Genomic DNA, 21,484 nt, shown 5'->3' on the forward strand with positions numbered 1-21,484 from the left:
GGGAAACGCCCTGCCCCTTAGCGCGCGAGGATGGATTCGATCAGCACGATGTCGTCGGGCTTGTCGGCGTCGATGCAGGCTTCCGCCTGGTCCATCGCCACCAGCCGCGCGGTCAGGCCGAAACGCCGCCCCACCCGCGCAATGCCGCCGCGCAGGGTCAGGATGCGCAGCAGCGCGCCCACCAGCGCCAGCGGGCCGAAGGCGGACAGGATCTTCCAGCCCTTCTTCCGGTCCTGCTCGACATCCTGCCACAACGCGATCACCGGGCGCGCTTTGGCGCTGCCGAACCAGAAGATGTTCGCGCCCGACCACCAGCCGTCGCGGAATTTGAGCCAGGTGCGACGCGACTGCGGATAATGGGCCAGCAGGGTCGCCTTCTCGACCATGGCGACGGCGATGTCGGCGCCCGTCGCCTCCGCCACGAACTGGTCCAGCATCGCCGCGTCGAGCAGCACATGGTCCGCCGTCGTCATCAGCAGCGGGAAAGGCAGGTCCGCCTTCTCCATCAGTTCCAGCAGCGAGGAGGCGATGCCCTTGCCGCCACGCTCGAACCGCACGCGCGGATCGCTGGCCAGCCAGGCGGTGGCCGGATCATCGGCGAAATATTCGGGATTCTGCGTCAGCACCACCAGCTGGCCGATCGCCGGATGGGCGAGCAAGGCGCGTGCCGGGCGGTTGATCATCGGCTCGCCTGCGACCGGCACCAGCGGCTTGACCGGCACGCCGGCAGCGGTGGCGAGCGGATCGGCGATCGGCCGCGCCCCTGCCAGCAGGATCGCGGTAATGGTGGCGGGATGGGAGGATGTCATGCCCGCTCGTTAGCCGAGCGAGCCACCGCCGCAAAGCCGCTTATTTCCCCGCAGCGGCCGGTGCGCCCGCGGTCGGCGCGGTCGCCGCCACCTCATGCGTGCCGACCTTCAGCCCCTTGAGCTGGGCCAGGCGCGCGCGGAACGCGGCCAGATTGCTGCCGGTCAGCTGCGCCGTGGTGGTGAACTTCACCGACAGCGGATTGACCACCTGCCCACCCCGATACAGCTCATAATGAAGATGCGGACCAGTCGACAGGCCGCTGGAACCGACATAGCCGATCACCTGGCCGCGCCGCACCCGCTGGCCCGACACCGCCGCGATCCGGCTCATATGGGCATAGCCGGTGGCCAGGCCCCCGCCATGGGAAATGCGGACATAATTGCCATGGCCGCCATGGCGGCCGGCAAAGGCGACCACGCCGTCGGTCACGGCATAGATGGGCGAACCATAGCGCGCGCCGAAATCGATGCCGGCATGCATGCGGGTATAGCCCAGGATCGGATGGCGGCGCATGCCGAAGCCCGATGTCATGCGGGCGCCGTCGACCGGCGCGCCTAGCACGCCGCGTTTTTCACCCACGCCCGATGCCTCGAACCATTCGGCGCGGCCGTCGCTGGTCCATTTCAGCATATCGACCGCCTTGCCCCGAGCCCGGCGGAAACCGGCATAGAGCAGCTCGCCCACCTCGACATCGCCGGTTTCGGCGCGATGATATTCGGTGATGATGTCATAGCGGTCGCCCGCGCCGATCGATCCCAGATCGACCTGCTTGGCGATCACCCGCAGGAAGGCCTGCACCGCCTTGGGCGGTGCGCCGGCGGCGCGGGCCGAACGATAGATGCTGTCGCCGACCACGCCCTGGATGCGCAGCGGGGTGTTGTCGACGCGAATGGGCACGCGCGTCACCTGCAGCACGCCGCCGACCCGGTTGAGTTCGACCGCCAGGTCGAGCCGCGCGCGGAAATTGAGCTTGTCGAGCGGCCGGGGCGACGTGCGGCTGGCACGACGGCCCAGGATGATGTCGAGCCGGGTGCCCGGCTTCACGCCCGCGCCGATATCGCCGCCGACCATGCTGGTCACGGTCGCGACATCGCCGCTGCTCACCCCGGCACGCGACAAGGCGCGGGCCAGCGTGTCGCTGCTGCCGATCTGGGCATTGAGTTCGATCTGCGGCCGTTCGGGCGTTTCCTTGAGGGGCTGCACCGCGTCGGTCGCGCCCATCCGCCGGCCACTGTCCGCGCCCAGCGCCAGCGGCGTGATCATCTGGCTGCGCACCTCGTCATATTGGGCTGGCGTCAGCAGGGGTTCGGGCGCGCCGGGCACCGGCTGGAAACCGGGCGAGAGATAGAGGGCGGTGGCGCACAGGCCAAAACAGGTAGCAAGGCCGCGGAACCAGGTAAGGCTGCCGACATTCTGCCCCAGGTCCGGGACCAGATTGACGTCCTCCGCCCAGTCGCGCAGGCGCGTGCGCCAGTCGCGCGGCGCCGCCGGTCGCTGCAGGCTGTCCGCCAGCCATAGTGACATGGACGCGCCACCCTGCTGAAAACCCGACTGATTATCCTGGAACAAAAGCCGCAACCCCCGGGGTGCTTTTTATCGCATCGCCAACGCAATGGTCCCCGCGCCATGCGTCGGACCGCACCCTTGTGAACGCGCAGGGTTAAAGTCAATTTAAGACGCCACCATGACCCGCGCCGCTGCGACGAAACGTGCCCATCGCCGGGCACAGTCCCGTTAACCAACGGAACATCGGGCCGATCGCGCAAAGTCCTTGCCCTGCCCGCCGTCCTGCACGACATAGGCCCCATCATGGCCCAGTTCGCCCGTTCGCCCGTCACCGCTGTGCTGGGCCCCACCAATACCGGCAAGACCCATCTCGCCGTCGAGCGCATGTGCGGCCATTCGAGCGGCATGATGGGCTTTCCGCTGCGCCTGCTGGCGCGCGAAGTCTATGACCGCGTCGTCGCGATCAAGGGCGCGCAGCAGGTTGCGCTGATCACCGGCGAGGAAAAGATCGTGCCGCCGGGCGCGCGCTATTTCCTCTGCACCGCCGAATCCATGCCGATCAGCGGTGGGCGCGAGGCGGCGGCGATGACCGGCGGCCTCAGCGATTTCGCCTTTGTCGCGCTGGACGAGGCGCAACTGGGCGCCGATCCCGAGCGCGGCCATATCTTCACCGACCGCATCCTGCGCGCGCGAGGCCGGGAAGAAACGATGATGCTGGGCTCCGCCAGCATCGCGAAGACAGTCAAGAGCCTGGTCCCCGAGGTCGAGATCATCGGCCGGCCGCGCTTCTCCACCCTCTCCTATGCTGGCGCCAAGAAGCTGTCGCGCCTGCCGCGCCGCTCGGCGATCGTCGCCTTCTCGGCCGAGGAAGTCTATGCCGTGGCGGAAATGCTGCGCCGCTTCCGGGGCGGTGCGGCGGTGGTGATGGGCGCGCTGTCGCCCCGCACCCGCAATGCCCAGGTGCAGATGTTCCTGAACGGCGATGTCGATTATCTGGTCGCCACCGACGCGATCGGCATGGGCCTCAATCTCGACGTCGCCCATGTCGCCTTCGCCTCGCTGCGCAAGTTCGATGGTCGTCGCTCGCGCCGGCTTACGGTCGCCGAAATGGCCCAGATCGCCGGCCGCGCCGGGCGCCATCACAAGGATGGCACCTTTGGCAGCCTGGGGTCGGAGGATAGCGACGCCGCCTTTACGCCGGAAGAGATCGAGGCGATCGAGGCGCATCGCTTCCCCTCCGTCGACCAGCTTTTCTGGCGCGACGGCGCACCGCGCACTGACAGCATCGATCATCTCATCATCGATCTGGAGGCCCGGCCCGACCGCCCGGAACTGCGTGCCGCGCCGCAAGCCGTCGATCTCGCCGTGCTGCGCCGCATGGCCGAAGATCCCGAGGTCCAGGCCCGTGTCCGCTCCAAGCGCGATGTCGAACGGCTCTGGGCCGCCTGCGGCCTGCCCGATTTCCAGAAGCTGGGCGCGGAGCATCATGCCCGCACCGTGGCGCGCATCTGGCGCTTCATCGCCGGCAATGGCTCCGGCTTTGGCGGCCATATTCCACGTGACTGGTTTGCCCAGCAGATCGCCCGCCTCGATTCGGTCCAGGGCGATATCGACACCTTGTCGGGCCGGATCGCCGCCGCGCGCACCTGGTCCTATATCGCCCATCGTCCCGACTGGCTGGCCAATCCGGTGGAGATGGCGGAACGCACGCGCATGCTGGAAGAAAAGCTGTCCGATGCGCTGCATGCGGCCCTGACGCAGCGTTTCGTGGACCGACGCACCTCAGTTCTGCTAAGGGATATCGGACAGAATGCGAGCAATCTGCCGGTCACGGTCGACCCGGATGGGACGGTCTGCGTCGATGGCGAGACGATCGGGCGACTTGACGGATTTCGTTTCTCAGTCGATCCCGCTACGCGACTCCAGGACAGAAAGCTGTTGCTGGCGGCGGCGGAAAGGCGCCTTGGAAAGGTATTACGAGTGAAGGCTGACGAATTGATGAGCGCTGCGGATACGGATTTCGCGCTCATGGACGATGCGGGACAGACGCCGGGCATCGCCTGGCAGGGAACCCCGGTCGCAACGCTGATGGCGGGCGCAGGCCTGCTCGCGCCCGAAATCCGGCTCGATCGCGCGCTCGCCGCGTTGGGCCCGGATGTGCAGAAGCAGGTGACGACCCGTCTGGCGACCTGGTTCGAGGCGCAGAAGCAGAAGCATCTGCTGCCGCTGGTCAAGATGAGCGAAAGCGCTGCCGATCCGGCCGTGCCCGCCGTCGTCCGCGCGGTCTTCGCCCAGCTGGCCGATGCCGGTGGCGTCGCGCCGCGACTCGACCTTGATTCGGCGCTCGGCCATCTCGACAAGGATCAGCGCCATCTGTTGCGCCGCGCCGGCATCGATATCGGCGTGCTCGACCTCTATCATCCCGGCCTGTTGAAGCCGGGCGCGGCGCGCTGGCGCGCGGCGCTGCAGGCGACCCGCATCGGCAAGCCCTGCCTGCCGCTGCCCCAGCCGGGCCTGACCCTGATCCCGACCGGCGACAAGCCGCAGGAAATGGGCGCCCGCATCGCCGGCTTCCGCAGCTTCGGTCCGCAGATGCTGCGCATCGACATGGCCGAGCGTATGGCCCGCACCGCGCATGAGACGATCGCCAAGAATGAGCCGTTCAGCGCGCTCAGCCCGCAGATCGTGTCGCTGGGCCTGAGCGAAGAGGCGTTCCTGCAACTGATGCGCGCCGCCGGCTTCCGCCCGATCGATCCGGTGCCGACCCCAGCGCCTGTCGCCGAGGCATTGGCCGAAGCCGCACCCGCCGTGGAAGGCACGGACGTGGTCGAAGCGACCGACGCTGCGCCTGAAGCCGCAGCGGAAGCCGTTGCCGAGGCTCCCGTCGAAGCGGACGCGGGAACGCCTGGCGAAGCGACGACCGAAACCCCGGCCGAAGCGCCCGTGGCCGCCACCGGCGCCAACTGGGTGTTCAAGGGCCGGCAGAAGGGCCGCCCGCAGGGCGATCGTGGTCCGCGCGGTCCCCGCCGCGATCAGCAGCAGCGCCCCGAGGGCAAGTTTGCCGGCAAGAGCGACAATCGCGGTGAAAACCGCAGCGACAACCGTGGCAAGGGCGGCGATCGCGGCCCGCGCAAGGGTGGCGACCGCGACGATAATCGCGCGCCGCGCGCTACCCCCGCCAGCCACAAGGCCGCGACCAGCAACCATGCCTTCGCCGGCCTGGCCGAACTGCTGGGGCGCAATGGCTGACCCCAAGGGGGCCATGACAATGCCGGGGAAGGGGCCGGGGACGGGCCTCGGCCCGTCCCTGCGCATCGACAAATATCTGTGGTTCGCGCGCCTGTCGAAAAGCCGATCGACCGCGCAGAAGCTGGCCGAGGACGGCCATATTCGCCTCAACGGCCGGCGCATCGATCGGTCCCATGCGCCGGTGCGCGCCGGCGACCTCATCACCTTTCCCCACGCCGCCGGCGTCCGCGTCGTCCGCGTGATCCAGTTGCCCAGCCGGCGCGGCCCCGCGCCCGAGGCGCAGGCCTGTTATGAGGAATTGACGGTCGGCAGCTGAACCTGCCGCCGATCGCCTGGTTCAGAACCGGTAGGCGAGCGCCAGAAAGCCGTTCGGCCGCGTTGCATGCTCGACCAGCGGGCTGTCCTTCACCCGGCCGAGCAGGCTGGTCGCACCAACCGATCCGGTCAGGCTCCACCGGCTGTCGAGCCGATAGACGATGTTGAGCAGCGCCGAGACATCCTTGAACCCTGCCTTGCCGCGATATTGGTCCAGCCCGGATGCTGCCGCCTCCCGCGCATTCACCCCGAAATAGCCATCCATATGCTTGCCGTCGGCAAAGCTGGTGGCGATCGAGGGGGTGATAATGACCTTCGGATTGAGGATGATCGGATAGGAGAGGCTGGCGTCGGCAACGAAGCCGCCGGTGCTGCCGGTAATGCCCTGCGTCGCGCCGAGCGTCGCCACCACGCCGCCGCCGGTCAGATTGGCGAACACGCGCCCACCCACGCCCCAGGACAGCCGATCGACGCCCGTCGGCACGTCGCGCCGCCGATAGCCGGGCATCGGCGTGACACCCGCGCCGATGGTCAGCGCCCGGTCATCGACCAGATTAAGCCCCACGCCATTGCGGAAATTGGCGAAGAAGCGCCCCTCGACAATGTCGATCGCGGGCAGCGGCAGCACGCGATAATCGTCGGCGCCCTGATAGACCGGCGTCACCGCCGCACCCAGGCCGATGACGATCCGGTCCTTGCTCGGCTGCCCCACCGACTGGCGCGAACTGCTGAGATCCTGCGCCTTGACTGCCACCTGCGCGGCTGCGCCCATGGCGAGGAGCGTCATGCTCCATCGGGCTATCGTCGATTTCATTATGCAAATCCCTGTCGAAACGGCCGTCCGAAGATCAACCAGCCCCCATGCCGGCGCACGAGCATCCATGGCCCGGCACAATAATTTCCCGTCAATATACTGTAAATACAGCACAATGTTTCCGGACAATGTCCGGCATCGGCCCGACGCAGGAAGGTCACAACTCATCCTGCATATTTGTTCGGCCCATCGACCAGATGGTCAGAACTGGTCGGCGATGTCCATCAGGCCCAGCAGCTTCTTCGGCGCAATCTGGCGCCAGCTGGCGTGGAGCCGCTCGCCGATATGGTCCCAGTCGGTATCGCCCAGGTCGAGGCGGATGCCGACCCAGTCATTGCCGAAATAGGCGGGGCGGTAATAGCGGGCCGGGTCGGCTTCGATCAGGGTCGCCTGCTCCTCCGGCGCGGTGGTCTTCACCAGCACGGCGATGATGCCGTCGCCATGATGGTCGCGCGTGAAATAGGCGAATTTCTTGCCCTTGACGATGCCGAAGCAGGGCATGCCGTGCGACACGATCTCGTCCGCCTGCGGCAGCGCCAGCGCGGCCTCGCGCACCTTGTTCAGCAGCCAGTCGGGCTGGCGCTCGCGGGTGACGAAATCAGCGAGCGTGCGCGAATAGAGCTGATGCTCGGCGATCAGGATGCGCCCGGCCAGGCTGTCGGCCGTGTCGCCGGGCAGGATCGCCACCGGGGTCTGGCCCAGCACCGGGCCATCGTCCAGTTCGGCGGTGACGATATGGACCGAACAGCCGGCATGGCTGTCGCCCGCATCGATCGCGCGCTGGTGGGTGTCGAGGCCCTTATATTTGGGCAGCAGGCTGGGATGGATGTTGAGCATCCGGTCTTCCCAGCCGGACACGAATTCGGGCGACAGAAGCCGCATATAGCCGGCGAGCGCGACATATTGGACGCCGGCAGCGCGCAGTTGCGCGTCGATGACCGCGTCGAACTCCGCGCGCTTCAGTCCCTTGTGGCTCTGGCCGAAGGTGGCAATGCCCTCGGCCGCGGCGAGTGCCAGGCCGGGGGCTTCCGGGTCATTGGCGGCGACCAGCACGATCTCATAGGGGCAGTCCGCGGCCTTCGCCGCGTAGAGCAAAGCCGCCATGTTCGAGCCGCGACCGGAAATCAGGACGCCGATCTTTGCTTTGGTCATAGGGTCTCCCCTCCCGCTGGCGGGAGGGGCCGGGGGAGGGCCTGTCTTAAAGGCGATCCCCTAGAAAACCCTCCCCTAACCCCTCCCGCAGGCGGGAGGGGGATTGGTGGTGCTTGTCAGCCCAGATGCGTGGCCGACCAATCGGCCTTGGCGCTCCAGGTTTCGGCGCTGCCCTTGACGGTGCAGCCCTTGTCGCCTTCGCTGACAGTGCCGACGCGAAACACGGTTTCGCCCGCATCCTCCAGCGCCTGGGTGACGCCCACAACATGCGCCTCGTCCACGGCCAGGATCATGCCGATGCCGCAGTTGAAGGTGCGCGCCATCTCTTCCGGCTCGATATTGCCCTGGGCCTGGAGGAAGGCCATCAGGCGCGGCTGTTCCCAGGCGTCGGCGTCGACCGTGGCGTGGGTGCCATCGGGCAGGACGCGCGGGATATTTTCCAGCAGGCCGCCGCCGGTGATGTGGGCGAGCGCGTTGATCATGCCGGCGCGGACCAGCGGCAGCAGACTCTTCACGTAGATCTTCGTCGGCGCCATCAGCGCGTCGATCAGCAGCACTTCATTGTCGAACAGCGCAGGGCGACCGAGCTTCCAGCCCTTGTCGGCGGCGAGGCGGCGGACCAGCGAGAAACCGTTGGAGTGGACGCCCGAGGAGGCGAGGCCGATCAGGACGTCGCCAGCCTTCACCTTGTTGCCGGTCAGCGCCTTGGAGCGTTCCACCGCACCGACGCAGAAGCCGGCCAGGTCATAGTCGCCGTCGCTGTACATGCCGGGCATTTCGGCGGTCTCGCCACCGATCAGCGCGCAGCCGGCCTGGCGGCACCCCTCGGCGATGCCGGCGATGACGCGTTCGGCGACGCCCGACTCCAGCTTGCCGGTGGCATAATAGTCGAGGAAGAAGAGCGGCTCGGCGCCCTGCACGATCAGGTCGTTGGCGCACATGGCAACGAGGTCGATGCCCACGCCGTCATGGCGATCATGGTCGATCGCCAGCTTCAGCTTGGTGCCGACGCCATCATTGGCCGCGACCAGCAACGGGTCGTCATAGCCCGCCGCCTTCAGGTCGAAAAAGCCGCCGAAACCGCCCAGTTCGGCGTCCGCGCCGGGGCGTCGGGTGGCCTTGGCCAGGGGGGCGATGGCACGGACAAGGGCGTTGCCCGCGGCGATGTCGACGCCAGCCTTGGCGTAGCTGTAGGATTCGTTGTCGCTCATGAGGCTGCGCTCTACGTTCGAAACGGTCCGATGTCGAGTTTTGCGCGGCCATTGTCTCCATATCCCGTTCGCCCTGAGCGAAGTCGAAGGGCATCGCCGAGCGGAGCGAGGCGCCTTCGCTTCGCTCAGGTGAAGGCTTCGACTTCGCTCAGCCCGAACGGGGAAGGTCGTGCAGGTTCGCGCTTGGCATGCGGGGCAAATCTCGCCAAAAGGACGCCCGTGATCCTTGCCAAGACTCTTCGTCGCCTGTCGTTTCCGCCAGCGCTTGCTCTCCATGCCCTGTCCCGGCCGGCGCAGATCGCCGGCGCGGTGGGAATCGGCCTGGTCGGCGCGGCGCTGTTCGCCCAGATGGAGGGCGAACGCGGCGTCCCGCCGATCGCCAGCGGCGGCGATTATGAGGTGCGCGGCGTGAAGGTCGACGTCCAGGCCGGCAGCGCCGATGCGGCCCGCTATGCCGGCTGGCGACTGGCCCAGCGCCAGGCCTGGAAGATGCTGTGGACCCGCACCCACGGCGGCACCGGCGTGCCCAGCCTGTCCGATTCGCAGCTCGAAGCCATGATCTCGGGCATCGAGGTCGAATATGAACAGGCCGGCCCCGGTCGCTATGTCGCGACGCTCGGCATCTTGTTCGACCGCGCGCGTACCGGCCAGTTGCTGGGCGTTTCCGGCAATGTGATGCGCTCGCCGCCGCTGCTGGTGATCCCGGTCCTGTGGGATGGCGGCTCCGCCGTATCCTATGAACGGGTCAATGAATGGCAGAAGGCCTGGGCCCGTTATCGCACCGGCGACAGCGCGATCGACTATGTCCGCGTCGCGGGCTCGGTCGCCGACCCGGTATTGCTCAACGCCGGCCAGACCGGGCGGCGCGGCCGCCTGTGGTGGCGTGTGCTGCTCGATCAATATGGCGCCGCCGATGTGGTGATCCCGATGGTGCGGCTCGACCGGCAATGGCCCGGCGGTCCGGTGACGGCCAATTTCACCGCCCGCTACGGCCCCGACAACAGCCTGATCGGCAGCTTCGCGCTGCGTGCGTCGAACGACAGCGGCATCCCGCAGATGCTGGACGAAGGCGCGCGCCGGATCGACGAACTTTATATCCGCGCGCTCAATGACGGCCGCCTGCGGCCCGATCCGTCGCTGATCATCGAGGAACCGGTCGACCCCAGCGCGCTGGCGATCGAGAATGCGACCGAAACGCCGATCGAGGCGGTCGACATGCCGCTGCCCACCGCTGGCGCCAGCATCGCCAGCTTCGCGATCCAGTTCGACACGCCCGACGTCGGATCGGTCACCGCTGGCGAATCGGCCTTGCGTAGCATTCCGGGCGTCCGCTCGGCCGCGACCAGCAGCCTGGCGCTGGGCGGCACGTCGGTGATGCAGGTCAGCTTCGAGGGGACGGCCGACGCGCTGCGCACCGGATTGCAGGCGCGCGGCTACAGCGTGGCGGTATCGGGCAACACCATGCGCATCTCGCGCCGGCAGGCGCCCGCAGGACAGCCATGAGCCAGATCAGCCTGCCCTTCGAATGGCAGGGCCAGGGCGAGGAGTTTCTGGTGAGCGAGGCCAATCAACTGGCCGTTGCCCATCTGGAACGCTGGCGCGACTGGCCCGTGTCCGTGACCGTGCTGACCGGCCCGCCACTGTCGGGCCGTTCGGCGCTGGGCCGCCAGTTCGTCGCGATGAGCGGCGGCAGCGTAATCGACGATGCCGAGGGGCAGGACGAGCATATGCTGTTCCATGCCTGGAACGAGGCGCAGACCGAGCATCGCCCGCTGCTGATGATCGGCCGCACGTCCCCGCTGCGCTGGACGGTGGCGCTGCCCGACCTGCGATCGCGGCTGGCCGGATCGCCCCATGTCGCGATCGAGGAGCCGGACGAGGCGCTGGCGCTGGCGCTGATCGAGCGGCGGCTGGGCGCGTCGGGCGCCAGCTTCGCGCCGGACCTCGCCCCCTGGCTGCTCCGGCGGATCGAGCGCAGCTATGGCGCGATTGCGGCGGTGACGGCGCTGCTGGATGAGGCATCGCTGTCATCTGGACGTAAGATTTCGGTCGCACTGGCGAAAGAGGCCCTGCAATCTGCAGGAATCTTGCCTATAGTCCCGCCCGATCCCACCAACGACCAGCGCGAGTAATCCGTGGCCGAAGCCGATCCCATCGCCAGCCTTTCGCCTGCGGGCGAGCGCTATTTCAACCGCGAGCTTTCCTGGCTGGCCTTCAACCAGCGGGTGCTGGAAGAGGCGATGAACCGGGCCCATCCGCTGCTCGAACGGCTCCGCTTCCTGTCGATTTCGGGCGCCAATCTCGACGAATTCTTCTCCGTCCGCGTTGCCGGGCTCAAGGGCCAGCAATTGCAGGATGTCGATCTGCGATCGGCCGACGGCCTGACGCCCGCGCAGCAGCTCGGCGCGATCACCGAAACCACGGCCAGCCTGATGCGCGCCCAGCAGAAGGTCTGGGGCGCGCTGCATGGCGAGCTGGTGCAGGTCGGGATCGAGGTGATCGGTCCGTCCGCGGAAATGGATGTCGGCTGCGCCCAATGGCTGCGCGAGCATTTCCTGACCCAGATCTTCCCGATCCTGACGCCCCAGGCGCTGGACCCGGCACATCCCTTCCCCTTCATCCCCAATCAGGGGCTGTCGATCGTCTTCGATCTGGAGCGTCTGTCGGACAAGCAACCGATCCGCGAACTGGTGATGATCCCCTCCTCGCTCGCCCGCTTCGTGCGCATTCCGGGCGAACCAATGCGCTACATGGCGCTGGAGGCGGTGATCCGCCGCTTCTCGGCCGATCTCTTCCCCGGCTATCGCGTCCGCAACAGCGGCGTGTTCCGCATCATCCGCGACAGCGACATCGAGATCGAGGAAGAGGCGGAGGATCTGGTCCGCTATTTCCGCAGCGCCATCAAGCGCCGCCGCCGCGGCCGCGTGATCCGCATGGAGATAGAGGAACGCATCCCCGAACCGGTCGAGGAAATGCTCCAGGACATGCTCCAGGGCCATGAGGCGATCGTGGTCGAGGTGGAGGGCTTCATCGGCATCGGTGACCTGTCCGGCATCGTCGACGCCGACCGCCCGGACCTCAAGTTCGAGCCCTATGCGCCGCGCTTCCCCGAGCGCATCCGCGAATATGGCGGCGACTGTTTCGCCGCGATCCGCGCCAAGGACATCGTCGTCCATCACCCCTATGAGGCGTTCGACGTCGTCATCTCCTTCCTGAAACAGGCCGCGTCCGACCCGGACGTGGTTGCGATCAAGCAGACCCTCTATCGCGCGGGCAAGCAGTCGGCGATCATCCGCGCCCTGATCGACGCGGCCGAGGCCGGCAAGTCGGTGACCGCGGTGGTCGAACTGAAGGCGCGCTTCGACGAGGAACAGAATCTGATGTGGGCCGACGCGCTGGAACGCGCGGGCGTGCAGGTCGTCTATGGCTTCATCGACTGGAAGACGCATGCCAAGGTGTCGATGGTGGTGCGGCGCGAGGGCGACCAGTTCCGCAGCTACTGCCATTTCGGCACCGGCAACTATCACCCGATCACCGCGCGCATCTATACCGATCTCAGCTTCTTCACGGCCGATCCGGCCTATAGCCGCGATGCCGCCGCGCTGTTCAACTACATCACCGGCTATGTCGAGCCGCAGCGGCTGGAAAAGCTGGTCATGTCGCCCCGCGACCTGCGCGACACGCTGTGCGCCTGCATCGATGCGGAGATCGACCATGTCCGCGCCGGCCGCCCCGGCACCATCTGGGCCAAGATGAACAGCCTGGTCGACCCGGCGATCATCGAGAAACTCTATGCCGCCAGCAATGCCGGGGTGCAGATCGACCTGATCGTGCGCGGCATCTGTTGCTTGCGTCCGGGCGTTCCGGGCATGTCGGAAAATATCCGGGTGAAGTCGGTCGTCGGCCGTTTCCTGGAACATAGCCGCATCACCGTCTTCGGCAATGGCAAGGCGCTGCCGAATAATGGCGCGAAGGTCTATATCAGCTCGGCCGACTGGATGCCGCGCAACTTCGACCGCCGCGTCGAATTCCTCGCGCCAGTGGAGAATGAAACCGTCCATGACCAGATTCTCGACCAGGTGATGGTCGCCAATCTGATCGACACCGAACAGAGCTGGGTGCTGGACAGCGACGGCCATTATACCCGGCTGGAGCCGGGCGACCGGCCGTTCAACCTGCACCGTTATTTCATGACCAACCCGTCGCTGTCCGGGCGCGGCGCAGCGCAGGAGCATGGCGCGGTGCCGACCCTGCGCCTGCGTGGCCGGACCTGATCGCGCCATGAACTCGATGCTCAGCCGCGTGCGCGCCATGGCGGAGACCATGGCGACTTCGCCCGAGCCCGCCACGGCGCGCTCGGCGATCATCGACATCGGCTCCAACAGCGTCCGCCTGGTCGTCTATGACGGGCCACGCCGCATCCCCTTCATCCTGTTCAATGAAAAGGTGATGGCGGGCCTGGGGGCTTCGCTCGCCAAGACCGGTGCGATCGAACCGGAGGCGATGGAGCGCGGCCTGCGCGCCATCGGCCGCTTCGCCCATCTGTGCCGCGACATGCGCGTCACCGACATACGCTGCGTGGCGACGGCCGCCGTGCGCGATGCCACCAATGGCGCCGAGTTCATCACCCGTGCCAAGGCGATGGGCCTGACCGTCGAACTGCTGTCGGGCGCGCAGGAGGCGATCGGCGCCGCCATGGGCGTGCTGTCGGGCATTCCCGATGCCGACGGCATTGTCGGCGACCTGGGCGGCGGCAGCCTGGAACTGGCCCGCGTGCGCAAGGGCGCGGTCGAACAGACCATCTCGCTGCCGCTGGGCGTGCTGCGCCTGCCGCAGATCCGGGCCAAGGGGCCGCGCGCGCTTGATCGCTGCGTCGCCAAGATGCTGGAAAAGGCCGGATGGCAGGCGGAACCGGACCTGCCCTTCTATCTCGTCGGCGGCTCCTGGCGTTCGCTCGCCCGCTTCGACATGCAGCTCACCCATTTCCCGCTGCCGGTCGTCCATCAATATGAGATGAGCGCGGCCCGTGCCGAACAGCTCACCCGCATCATCTCCCATGTCGACAAGGGCCGGCTGAAGCAGATCCCGGCGATGACCGGATCGCGCGTGCCGACCCTGCCGGATGCCGCCGCGCTGCTGTCGGTGGTCGTGCGCCAGCTCAAGTCCAGCCGGATGATCGTGTCGGCCTATGGCCTGCGCGAAGGGCTGCTCTACGAAAATCTGCCCGACGATATCCGCGCCCATGATCCGCTGCTGGTCGCGGCCGAGGCGGAGGGCGAGGCACAGGCCCGTTTCCGCGGCCATGGCGACCGTATCGACCGCTGGATCGCGCCGCTCTTCCCCGACGATGACAAGGATGCCCGCCGCATCCGCCGTGCCGCCTGCCTGCTGGCCGATGTCAGCTGGCGCGCCAATCCCGATTTCCGCGCCGAACGCGGCGTCGAAATCGCCCTGCACAGCAATTGGGTCGGCATCACCGCTGCCGAGCGGGCGATGCTGGGCCAGGCGCTGCACACCCATTTCGGCGGAGATGTCGGCACGCTGCCCAACCTCGACCGCATGGCCAGCCCCGACGCGCTGCGCCGCGCCGCGCTCTGGGGCCTCGCCATCCGCCTGGCCCAGCGCCTGTCGGGCGGCGTCGAAGGCCCGCTCGCCATTTCCCATCTGGAACGGCACGGCGACCGCATCGACCTCCACCTGCGCGACGAGGATGCCGATCTCTACGGCGAAGCGGTCGAACGCCGCCTGCGCAACCTCGCCCAGGCCATGGGCCTCAAATATCAGCTGCTCGGCGGACAGGGTTAGGCCGACACCGACCGCGCCCGGTCAGGAAAGGGCGGTCGCTTCCCGCACCACCAGCACCGGCACGCCGTCGCGCACCGGATAGGCCAGGCCCGCCACGTCCGACACCAGCGCCTGGCGCGCCACGTCCCAGCGCAGCGGCGTGCGCGTCGCCGGGCAGACCAGCTTGGCCAGCAGCCAGGGATTGATTGGGGCCGTCTCTTCGCGCATAATCTCGCTCATTGCATCGTCGCGCCGCCGTCGCGCTCGGCGCGGCCGACGATCTGCATCAACTGGATGATCCGGTCTGCCCGCTCGCTCAGCGTGTCGGCCTCCAGCAGCGTCTGCTTGGCCGCCGGGTCGAACGGCGCGATCTGGGCGATGCCGTTGACCAGCGCCATGTCGTCCAGCCGCGACACCGCCGTCCAGTCGACCGCATAGCCCAGCGCATCGGCGAAGCGGCGCGATTCCTGCTCCAGCGCGGCCCGCTCGACCAGATGCAGCACCTCGTCCTCCGGCGCCTGCTCCACCTCCGCCTCGATCTGGCGGAACAGCGTCGACACCTCCAGCTCGCGCACCAGCCGGAACCGGGCGAGCCCGGTCAGGATGATGTTGAACCGGCCATCGTCCAGCGCCTCGATATGGCTGATCCGCCCCAGGCAGCCGACGTCGAACAGCGCGGGCTTCTGCCCCTCGCTGCGCGGCTGGATCATGCCGATGCGCCGGTCGCGCGCGGACGCATCCTGCACCAGCGCGCGATAGCGCGGCTCGAAGATATGCAGCGGCAGCTCCATGCCCGGCAGCAGCAGCGCGCCGGACAAGGGAAAGATCGAGATGCGCGCGCGATTCACCGGCTCACCGATCCTTTACGAAAACAGGATCTGCGACAGCTTGCGGCGCTGCGCCGACACCCACGGATCTTCCAGCCCGACCGCCTCGAACAGGGTCAGCAGCTGGGTGCGCGCGGCGCCGTCATTCCAGGCCCGGTCGCGGCGCACGATCTCCAGCAGCTGCTCGGCCGCGCCATCCCGGTCGCCATTGCCCATCAGCCCGGTCGCCAGCTCGAAGCGCGCTTCATGATCGTCACCATCGGCCGCCAGCCGCGCCTCAACCCCCGACAGGTCGGCCACGGGCCTGGCATTGCGGGCCAGCGCCAGCGCCGCCTTGGCGCGCTCGATCGCCTGGTCCTTCTGCATCTCGGCCGGCAGTTCGGCGAGCAGCGCATCGGCCTCGTCCAGTTGCCCAAGCGCCACCAGCGCGCGCAGCAGGCCGCTCAGCACCTCGGCATTGTCGGGCGCAATGTCGGCAATCTGCTGGAACACCGACAAGGCACGCTCCGCCTCGCCGCCGGCCAGCATCTCCTCGCCCATCGCGATCAGCGGCGCAATCTCTTCCGCCTGCGCCTTCTCGTCCGATTCGATCGGCAGCTGGCTCAGCAACTGGTCGAGATATTGCTTCAACTGCCCCTCGGTCCGCGCCTGGCTCAGGTCCGCGACCGGCTGGCCCTGGAACACGGCATAGACGGTCGGGATCGACTGGACGCGGAACTGGCTGGCGATGAAGCCATTTTCATCGACATTCACCTTCACCAGCTTGACGCCCTTGCTGGCATAGTCGGCGCACACCTTCTCGATCACCGGCGCCAGCTGCTTGCACGGACCGCACCATTCGGCCCAGAAGTCGACGATCACCAGGCTCGTGCGCGAAGGCTCCACCACATCCTGGCGAAACGCCTCCACGGCCGCCTTGTCGGCCTCGCTCAGTCCCAGGGTCGCCACGCTTCATTCTCCTGCAATGCGGTTAGTCGCCGCCGTCATACAGCGCCTTATGTGGGGCGTCACCCCTTGCCGACAAGTCGGGGCGCGCGCGCCGCCTTACAGGAAATATTTGAGCCGGATCGCCTGCCGCACCGGCGCGCCGCTCACGACGAACTCGGCTGACCGGAAGCTGGGCGCGCCAAAGCGCAGCACCGGATTGCGCGAAAAGCCCACCCCTTCGCGCGGAATGCCGGCAAAGGTGTCCAGCTTGCCATTGCCATTTTCGTCATGAATGATCGCGATCGCATAATCGCCCGGCGCCAGATTGCCGAGCGGGATGGCATTGCCCGTCGTCGCCACGATCAGGTGGCGCTTGTCGGGATCCTTGCTGCAATCGGGGAAATAGTCGGCCGATCGCGCGACGCAGATCAGGATGCGCCCCTTGGCCGATCGCAGCCCCTCGGCCGTCATGCTGATCGGCTGGGCCAGGTCCAGCGGCGCCGCCCCCACCAGCCCCGCCATCGCCACCGCTGCAAACACCACCCGACCGATCACACCTGTTCCTTCCTGAAATCCCCCAGCCCCCGGTCGGTGCCGCACAGCCGGTCCCAGACGCGAAAATAGAGGCCATAATTGCACCGATATTGTTCATGATGCCGCTGATGATGGCTGGCGGTGATCAGCCAGCGGCCGATCGGCCCGCGCACCATCCAGCGCGGAAACATCTCCCACCCCATATGGTTGGACACGCCCATGATCGTCATGATCGACAGCACCACGCCCAGCGCGCCGACATGGATCGGGATCAGGAAGACCAAAGCCGGGATCACCACCGCCCCGGTCAGCGCCTCCCACGGATGAAAGCTCATCGCCGCCCAGGCCGTCGGTGGCCGGCTGGCATGATGGACGGCATGGGCGATGCGGAACAGCCAGGGCGCGTGCATCCACCGGTGCGTCCAGTAGAACCAGGTGTCATGCGCGGCGAGATAGAGCAGCACCGACACCGGCAGATACCAGAGCGGATAGCGGCCGACATCCTCATAGATGCGCGTCCACCCCCGCGCCTGCCAGCCCCATGCGACGACCCCGGCGGGAATGCCATAGATCGCCGCCGACGCCAGCGACCAGCCAATCTCCCGCCCGATCTGTCGCCCCTGCCCGCGATAGAGGCCGGGCTGCCGCAGCCTTGTAGCCAGCGCAAAACCGCCACTGGCAATCAGATAGCGCACCCCGACGATCAGCGTCATCGCCAGCGCGGACAAGAGGATCGCAGCGACCATGGCGGGGCTATAGCGGTGATTGAAGGGGAGCGGAAGCGGAGGGGGTGGGAGGTGCTGGTTGCGTCCAATTCTGCCAGCCAAGAACTGTCCCACTGTTCCCGAAAGCAGTCTGCCTGTTAACAGGCTAAAATACTTCCGACGAGGTGGGCAGTCCGGTGACGAAAGCGCCTCCAGGCTAGCGCCCGAATGCCTCTCGACATTCCACCGCTTCTACGGAATAGAGGGACGATATCTTGTTCGCTGTGTGCGGCAAGGAGCATTGGAAGCCGCTTGATCAACCCTCCTGCAATGGCACTTCGTCGACGATCGGAGGAGCTCTTCGCGTCCGCTGAGCGCGAAAAGCTGCACGACCCCGATTCTGCTGCATTGCTGTTGTTCTATGCGGTCGAATGCGGACTCAAGGCCGTATACATGCTGCAGAACAATTTAAGGTACACCGATGAAGCGCGCGGCAGCGCCAGACCGGCGCGCAGCTTTTCTCACAACATCGTTTCGCTGGTTCAGGCGCTGAACATTGCGCGCGCCAGCATTAAGCCCGTCCCTGCAGTGTGACGGTTCGGCTGGGGCTGAGTGGGTCGCCAGCGGTCCTCCACGAAGCGTGGCGTTACGGTGAAAAGATCCAAGACACTGACGTCATCTACGACTGGCTAAAATCTTTGTTGGAATGGTGTAAGAAAAATCGATGAGCACGCCTGATCATTCCCCGGTCACTTGGGTTGACGTTGCCCGCTGCTTGGCGGGAATCGATCCCGCCCAGTCGCCCTTGCCTGTGGAGATCGCCAGCGCGCGCGTTGGCTGGTTCGGCCTGTTGTTCGAAGCCACTGCAGCAGTAGATATCGCGCGTCTCACCGCTGGACTCGAAACGCTCTTCCCTTCCAGGGTCAAACTCAACCCGCTGCGAATCGAACTCGAAGGCGGCTTGTCGGCTAGCGATCTGCCGGTTCACGTCGATATCGTCTCAGATCAGGGGGCTTCGAGACAGCCTTTCGGCGTGATAGATGGATGGATCGATTTCCGGCCTGCCGAGGCGCAAGGTCCGCAGAGGCAAACCCCTATCGCAGCGGCTCTGAGCGTGAAGGGAGGCACGGGGCGCACAACGACCGCTGTAGCATTCGCCTTGCATTGGGCTGCCGCCAGCAAGCGCCCTATCCTGCTGGTTGACGCGGACCTTGAGGCGCCGGGGATCAGCTATCTGTTCGAGGCATTTGCCGGACACCCTAAGACGTCCCTAGAAGATCTGATCGCTTTGGCGCACGCCGAAGAGGCCGATGGCGCGCCGGAGACAACAAACTTCGTTGCTGAAAGGCTTCGAGACCATTTGCTGCCCGGAAATATCTTCGTTCTGCCCTTGCGGCGCGACATTGCTGAGTTAGCAAGTTCATCGATTCGGCCCGAGCATCTTTCCACATCCGAGCGACCGTTCGCGCTCGCAGACTTGCTTTCTGGAGTTGCGGCCCAACTCGGCGTCGCAGGGATCGTCGTGGACGTAAGGGCCGGCTTAGTCCCAATCGGTGTCAACCTCGCGATGGACCCGAACGTTTCACCGATCTTCGTCACTACCTTGGCCGATCAGTCGATCAAGGCGACAGCGGGCTTTGTGGGATTCCTTGCGCGCGAATTTCGTAGGAATGGCGCAACGCCGCGACGCCCCTTGCTAGTAATAAACCGCGTGCCTGTCCTGTTCCGGCAGACGGGAACGGACAAGAAAATTACGGAGCCCTTGACTAACGAGTTGCTGAATTCGCTTGTAGGAGACGCCTCTGTCGAGATTGGTGCGAGCGAAGACCTGTTCACGAGTGCATCCGACATCCAGCCCTTTGTCCAAGTCGATGTACCGGAGCTTCCCGATATCCAAGTCCCCACTGGGAATTGGCGCGACTTCGTCGAACAACTTAGCAGCAGTGGATTTTCTCGTGCATTGGCAAATGGAAGCGAAGAATTTGTTGCCACCGAACTGACGTTTAAGGCAGTGCAGAACAGCGTTGAGCCCGTGGCATCCTTCCCGCCTGTCGCCCATCAGCGACAGGCCCTGAGTGCCTTTGCTAACCAGTTGATCGCAGCTGAAAACGTGCAAGGGACCGTGCCGCGTCCATTGGTCACCCAGCCGCTGAGTGCCTTGGCTTCGCGCTACAAATCCGAAGTGCCGATCGCGATCGCGGAAGGTGCAAAAGGCACCGGTAAGACGCTCGCAGCACGTTTCATCGTATCGAAAGGCGAATGGAGTAAGGTCGCCGCAGATCTTGTCGGTGGCGATAATGCTATCGCCGCCGCTGTTGTGCCGATCGCGGCATCTATTCAGTCAAGCGCGATCTTGCAGCAAGAGGCAGACGATGCCCGTCGCGCTATTGCCGAAAAGCTGGGCTATGGTACGCCACTGAACATTTTTGAGACAACGAGCTACCTCAAGGAAAAGCTCCAGAGCAATTTGAGCGAGAGCAAATGGGTATTAGTCTGGCTTGACGTGATTGCATGGAGCGTTGGCTACAAAACCAAAACGGAAGGAGTAGGCGAAGGCTTCTTCGACGAGCTCCGCGCTGGCCCAACATCGATCGTGGCCGTCTTTGAGGGACTGGAAGAACTCTATTCGTCCGTGGCCGACTCCGGCGTGGAATTGGCGATGCGTGCGCTTCTCATCTCGCTTCCGCAGAAACTTCGGTCTGAACTGCGGCGGCCGATCGGGATGATCGCTTTCGTGCGCCGCGACACCGTTGAGGCCGCGATCCGTCAAAATCTTGATCAGTTCAGGCGCGAGTACGCCGCCTTCGCACTCACCTGGACGGAAGATGATGTCTTGGAACTCGCAGCATGGCTTGCATCGCAGTCAAGAGCGCTCCCAAACCTCTGGGACGCCGACTTCCAGAATCTCTCCTCGGCGGAGCGCGCAACAAAGCTTGAGCCTCTCTGGGGCACTAAGCTTGGGCCGGACGACAAGCCGGGCCAACGTACACGGGAAGCCTATACCGCCACTTGGATTGTTGCGGTCCTTTCCGATCTGCGCGGGCGCCTTGTTCCTCGCGATCTAGTTCGCCTTCTTGCTAGCGCGGCCACGGTCGCACCGGAAGGTGATGAGGCCACGCTTTACGCCGAGCGCTTGTTGACGCCGCGCTCGCTACGGACGGCGGTCGAATCCACGAGCACTTCGAAGGTGGAAGAAGCCCAGGAAGAGATAGGTGAACTAAAGCCCGCTTTTGCCAAGTTCAAGTCTCAGGCTGATGAACTTGCCGTTCCGCTCAGCCAAGAGGTCGTCGATCAGCTTGGGCTCACCGATACAGAGTTGGCAGCACTGATCCGCCACGGCATCATCTTTGGCGACAGTCCCCCATATGAAGTGCCGGAGCTATTTCGGCGGGGACTAGGTCTAAAGCATGCCGGGGCGCGGCGGAGCGTGGTGAACCTTTACAATCGTGCGCGGAAGCGACCATAGACACTGATGGGCGTGCAGTGAGCAACCGTTCAAACGTCTGAATAATGTGTCACTTTTCGACAAATACGTCGCAGAGCAACGTCTGCTGTTCCTTTAAATTTTGTAAGATGCTGCCATTCCGCAAACGGCCAAACCCACCCAGCTTTCCTACTCGGCCAATTTCTGTTCTATCCTCCACGATGGAG

At 65.8% G+C, this 21,484-nt stretch carries 18 protein-coding genes; 8 read left to right on the plus strand and 10 right to left on the minus strand.

Annotated features, from left to right (window positions below):
* Window positions 1-17: 17 nt before the first annotated feature.
* Window positions 18-809 carry a nucleotidyltransferase family protein gene (locus AC0KVN_RS13205; protein ID WP_017503260.1) on the minus strand — a complete coding sequence of 264 codons (792 nt, stop codon included), beginning with the start codon at window positions 807-809 and terminating at the stop codon, window positions 18-20.
* A 40-nt stretch (window positions 810-849) separates the two neighbouring features.
* Window positions 850-2,334, minus strand: a complete 1,485-nt coding sequence (locus AC0KVN_RS13210; protein WP_435567340.1) for a M23 family metallopeptidase — start codon at window positions 2,332-2,334, stop codon at window positions 850-852.
* A gap of 285 nt (window positions 2,335-2,619) precedes the next feature.
* On the opposite strand from AC0KVN_RS13210, the gene AC0KVN_RS13215 reads away from it, so the two are divergent.
* Together AC0KVN_RS13215 and AC0KVN_RS13220 are read left to right on the plus strand one after the other, a co-directional pair.
* Window positions 2,620-5,565, plus strand: a complete 2,946-nt coding sequence (locus tag AC0KVN_RS13215) for a helicase-related protein (protein WP_435567339.1) — start codon at window positions 2,620-2,622, stop codon at window positions 5,563-5,565.
* 19 nt (window positions 5,566-5,584) lie between these two features.
* Window positions 5,585-5,881 (plus strand): RNA-binding S4 domain-containing protein, encoded by a 297-nt coding sequence (locus AC0KVN_RS13220; protein ID WP_037510259.1) that lies wholly within the window; start codon window positions 5,585-5,587, stop codon window positions 5,879-5,881.
* A 21-nt stretch (window positions 5,882-5,902) separates the two neighbouring features.
* Here the strand turns inward: AC0KVN_RS13220 and AC0KVN_RS13225 are convergent, their stop codons facing one another.
* From AC0KVN_RS13225 to purM, 3 genes are all read right to left on the minus strand, one after another.
* Window positions 5,903-6,694 (minus strand): MipA/OmpV family protein, encoded by a 792-nt coding sequence (locus AC0KVN_RS13225; protein WP_435567338.1) that lies wholly within the window; start codon window positions 6,692-6,694, stop codon window positions 5,903-5,905.
* 201 nt (window positions 6,695-6,895) lie between these two features.
* A complete protein-coding gene (gene purN / locus AC0KVN_RS13230) occupies window positions 6,896-7,846 on the minus strand; it encodes a phosphoribosylglycinamide formyltransferase (RefSeq protein WP_435567337.1) in 951 nt (316 codons plus the stop codon).
* A gap of 116 nt (window positions 7,847-7,962) precedes the next feature.
* The gene (gene purM / locus AC0KVN_RS13235; RefSeq protein ID WP_435567336.1) at window positions 7,963-9,057 is read right to left on the minus strand and encodes a phosphoribosylformylglycinamidine cyclo-ligase; all 1,095 of its coding nucleotides are present in this window, start codon (window positions 9,055-9,057) and stop codon (window positions 7,963-7,965) included.
* 219 nt (window positions 9,058-9,276) lie between these two features.
* On the opposite strand from purM, the gene AC0KVN_RS13240 reads away from it, so the two are divergent.
* Genes AC0KVN_RS13240 through AC0KVN_RS13255 form a run of 4 tightly spaced genes read left to right on the plus strand, consistent with a single transcriptional unit; the run spans window position 9,277 to window position 14,862 of the window.
* Window positions 9,277-10,560, plus strand: a complete 1,284-nt coding sequence (locus AC0KVN_RS13240) for a heavy-metal-associated domain-containing protein (protein WP_435567335.1) — start codon at window positions 9,277-9,279, stop codon at window positions 10,558-10,560.
* Window positions 10,557-11,189 (plus strand): HdaA/DnaA family protein, encoded by a 633-nt coding sequence (locus tag AC0KVN_RS13245; protein ID WP_004211120.1) that lies wholly within the window; start codon window positions 10,557-10,559, stop codon window positions 11,187-11,189. The genes AC0KVN_RS13240 and AC0KVN_RS13245 overlap by 4 nt, the downstream gene beginning before the upstream one ends.
* Window positions 11,190-11,192: 3 nt before the next feature.
* A complete protein-coding gene (locus AC0KVN_RS13250) occupies window positions 11,193-13,331 on the plus strand; it encodes an RNA degradosome polyphosphate kinase (RefSeq protein WP_435567334.1) in 2,139 nt (712 codons plus the stop codon).
* A gap of 7 nt (window positions 13,332-13,338) precedes the next feature.
* Window positions 13,339-14,862, plus strand: coding sequence for a Ppx/GppA family phosphatase (locus tag AC0KVN_RS13255; RefSeq protein ID WP_004211116.1), 1,524 nt, complete (start codon window positions 13,339-13,341; stop codon window positions 14,860-14,862).
* A 21-nt stretch (window positions 14,863-14,883) separates the two neighbouring features.
* Here the strand turns inward: AC0KVN_RS13255 and AC0KVN_RS13260 are convergent, their stop codons facing one another.
* From AC0KVN_RS13260 to AC0KVN_RS13280, 5 genes are all read right to left on the minus strand, one after another.
* On the minus strand, window positions 14,884-15,069 hold the full coding sequence (locus AC0KVN_RS13260; protein ID WP_435567333.1) for a Trm112 family protein: 186 nt from the start codon (window positions 15,067-15,069) through the stop codon (window positions 14,884-14,886).
* An 8-nt stretch (window positions 15,070-15,077) separates the two neighbouring features.
* Window positions 15,078-15,689 (minus strand): LON peptidase substrate-binding domain-containing protein, encoded by a 612-nt coding sequence (locus AC0KVN_RS13265; RefSeq protein ID WP_037517693.1) that lies wholly within the window; start codon window positions 15,687-15,689, stop codon window positions 15,078-15,080.
* 15 nt (window positions 15,690-15,704) lie between these two features.
* Window positions 15,705-16,616, minus strand: coding sequence for a tetratricopeptide repeat protein (locus AC0KVN_RS13270; RefSeq protein ID WP_435567332.1), 912 nt, complete (start codon window positions 16,614-16,616; stop codon window positions 15,705-15,707).
* Between the two features lie 96 nt (window positions 16,617-16,712).
* Entirely contained in the window at window positions 16,713-17,150 is a 438-nt protein-coding gene (locus AC0KVN_RS13275) for a DUF2141 domain-containing protein (RefSeq protein ID WP_435567331.1), read from the minus strand.
* Window positions 17,147-17,875, minus strand: coding sequence for a sterol desaturase family protein (locus AC0KVN_RS13280; protein WP_435567330.1), 729 nt, complete (start codon window positions 17,873-17,875; stop codon window positions 17,147-17,149). Before AC0KVN_RS13280 ends, AC0KVN_RS13275 begins: the two co-directional genes overlap by 4 nt.
* 270 nt (window positions 17,876-18,145) lie before the next feature.
* Between AC0KVN_RS13280 and AC0KVN_RS13285 the strand changes: the two genes are divergently transcribed.
* Together AC0KVN_RS13285 and AC0KVN_RS13290 are read left to right on the plus strand one after the other, a co-directional pair.
* A complete protein-coding gene (locus AC0KVN_RS13285; RefSeq protein ID WP_435567329.1) occupies window positions 18,146-18,427 on the plus strand; it encodes a hypothetical protein in 282 nt (93 codons plus the stop codon).
* A gap of 130 nt (window positions 18,428-18,557) precedes the next feature.
* Window positions 18,558-21,299 (plus strand): KGGVGR-motif variant AAA ATPase, encoded by a 2,742-nt coding sequence (locus AC0KVN_RS13290; protein WP_483656142.1) that lies wholly within the window; start codon window positions 18,558-18,560, stop codon window positions 21,297-21,299.
* Window positions 21,300-21,484 lie beyond the last annotated feature (185 nt).

Source organism: Sphingobium sp. SG1 (assembly GCF_057063145.1).

What these genes read in the sequence shown, in the direction of transcription:
- AC0KVN_RS13205 (WP_017503260.1), bottom strand. Translation starts at nt 809, where the DNA reads ATGACATCCTCCCATCCCGCCACCATTACCGCGATCCTGCTGGCAGGG.
- AC0KVN_RS13210 (WP_435567340.1), bottom strand. Translation starts at nt 2,334, where the DNA reads ATGTCACTATGGCTGGCGGACAGCCTGCAGCGACCGGCGGCGCCGCGC.
- AC0KVN_RS13215 (WP_435567339.1), top strand. Translation starts at nt 2,620, where the DNA reads ATGGCCCAGTTCGCCCGTTCGCCCGTCACCGCTGTGCTGGGCCCCACC.
- AC0KVN_RS13220 (WP_037510259.1), top strand. Translation starts at nt 5,585, where the DNA reads ATGCCGGGGAAGGGGCCGGGGACGGGCCTCGGCCCGTCCCTGCGCATC.
- AC0KVN_RS13225 (WP_435567338.1), bottom strand. Translation starts at nt 6,694, where the DNA reads ATGAAATCGACGATAGCCCGATGGAGCATGACGCTCCTCGCCATGGGC.
- purN (WP_435567337.1), bottom strand. Translation starts at nt 7,846, where the DNA reads ATGACCAAAGCAAAGATCGGCGTCCTGATTTCCGGTCGCGGCTCGAAC.
- purM (WP_435567336.1), bottom strand. Translation starts at nt 9,057, where the DNA reads ATGAGCGACAACGAATCCTACAGCTACGCCAAGGCTGGCGTCGACATC.
- AC0KVN_RS13245 (WP_004211120.1), top strand. Translation starts at nt 10,557, where the DNA reads ATGAGCCAGATCAGCCTGCCCTTCGAATGGCAGGGCCAGGGCGAGGAG.
- AC0KVN_RS13255 (WP_004211116.1), top strand. Translation starts at nt 13,339, where the DNA reads ATGAACTCGATGCTCAGCCGCGTGCGCGCCATGGCGGAGACCATGGCG.
- AC0KVN_RS13260 (WP_435567333.1), bottom strand. Translation starts at nt 15,069, where the DNA reads ATGCGCGAAGAGACGGCCCCAATCAATCCCTGGCTGCTGGCCAAGCTG.
- AC0KVN_RS13280 (WP_435567330.1), bottom strand. Translation starts at nt 17,875, where the DNA reads ATGGTCGCTGCGATCCTCTTGTCCGCGCTGGCGATGACGCTGATCGTC.
- AC0KVN_RS13290 (WP_483656142.1), top strand. Translation starts at nt 18,558, where the DNA reads ATGAGCACGCCTGATCATTCCCCGGTCACTTGGGTTGACGTTGCCCGC.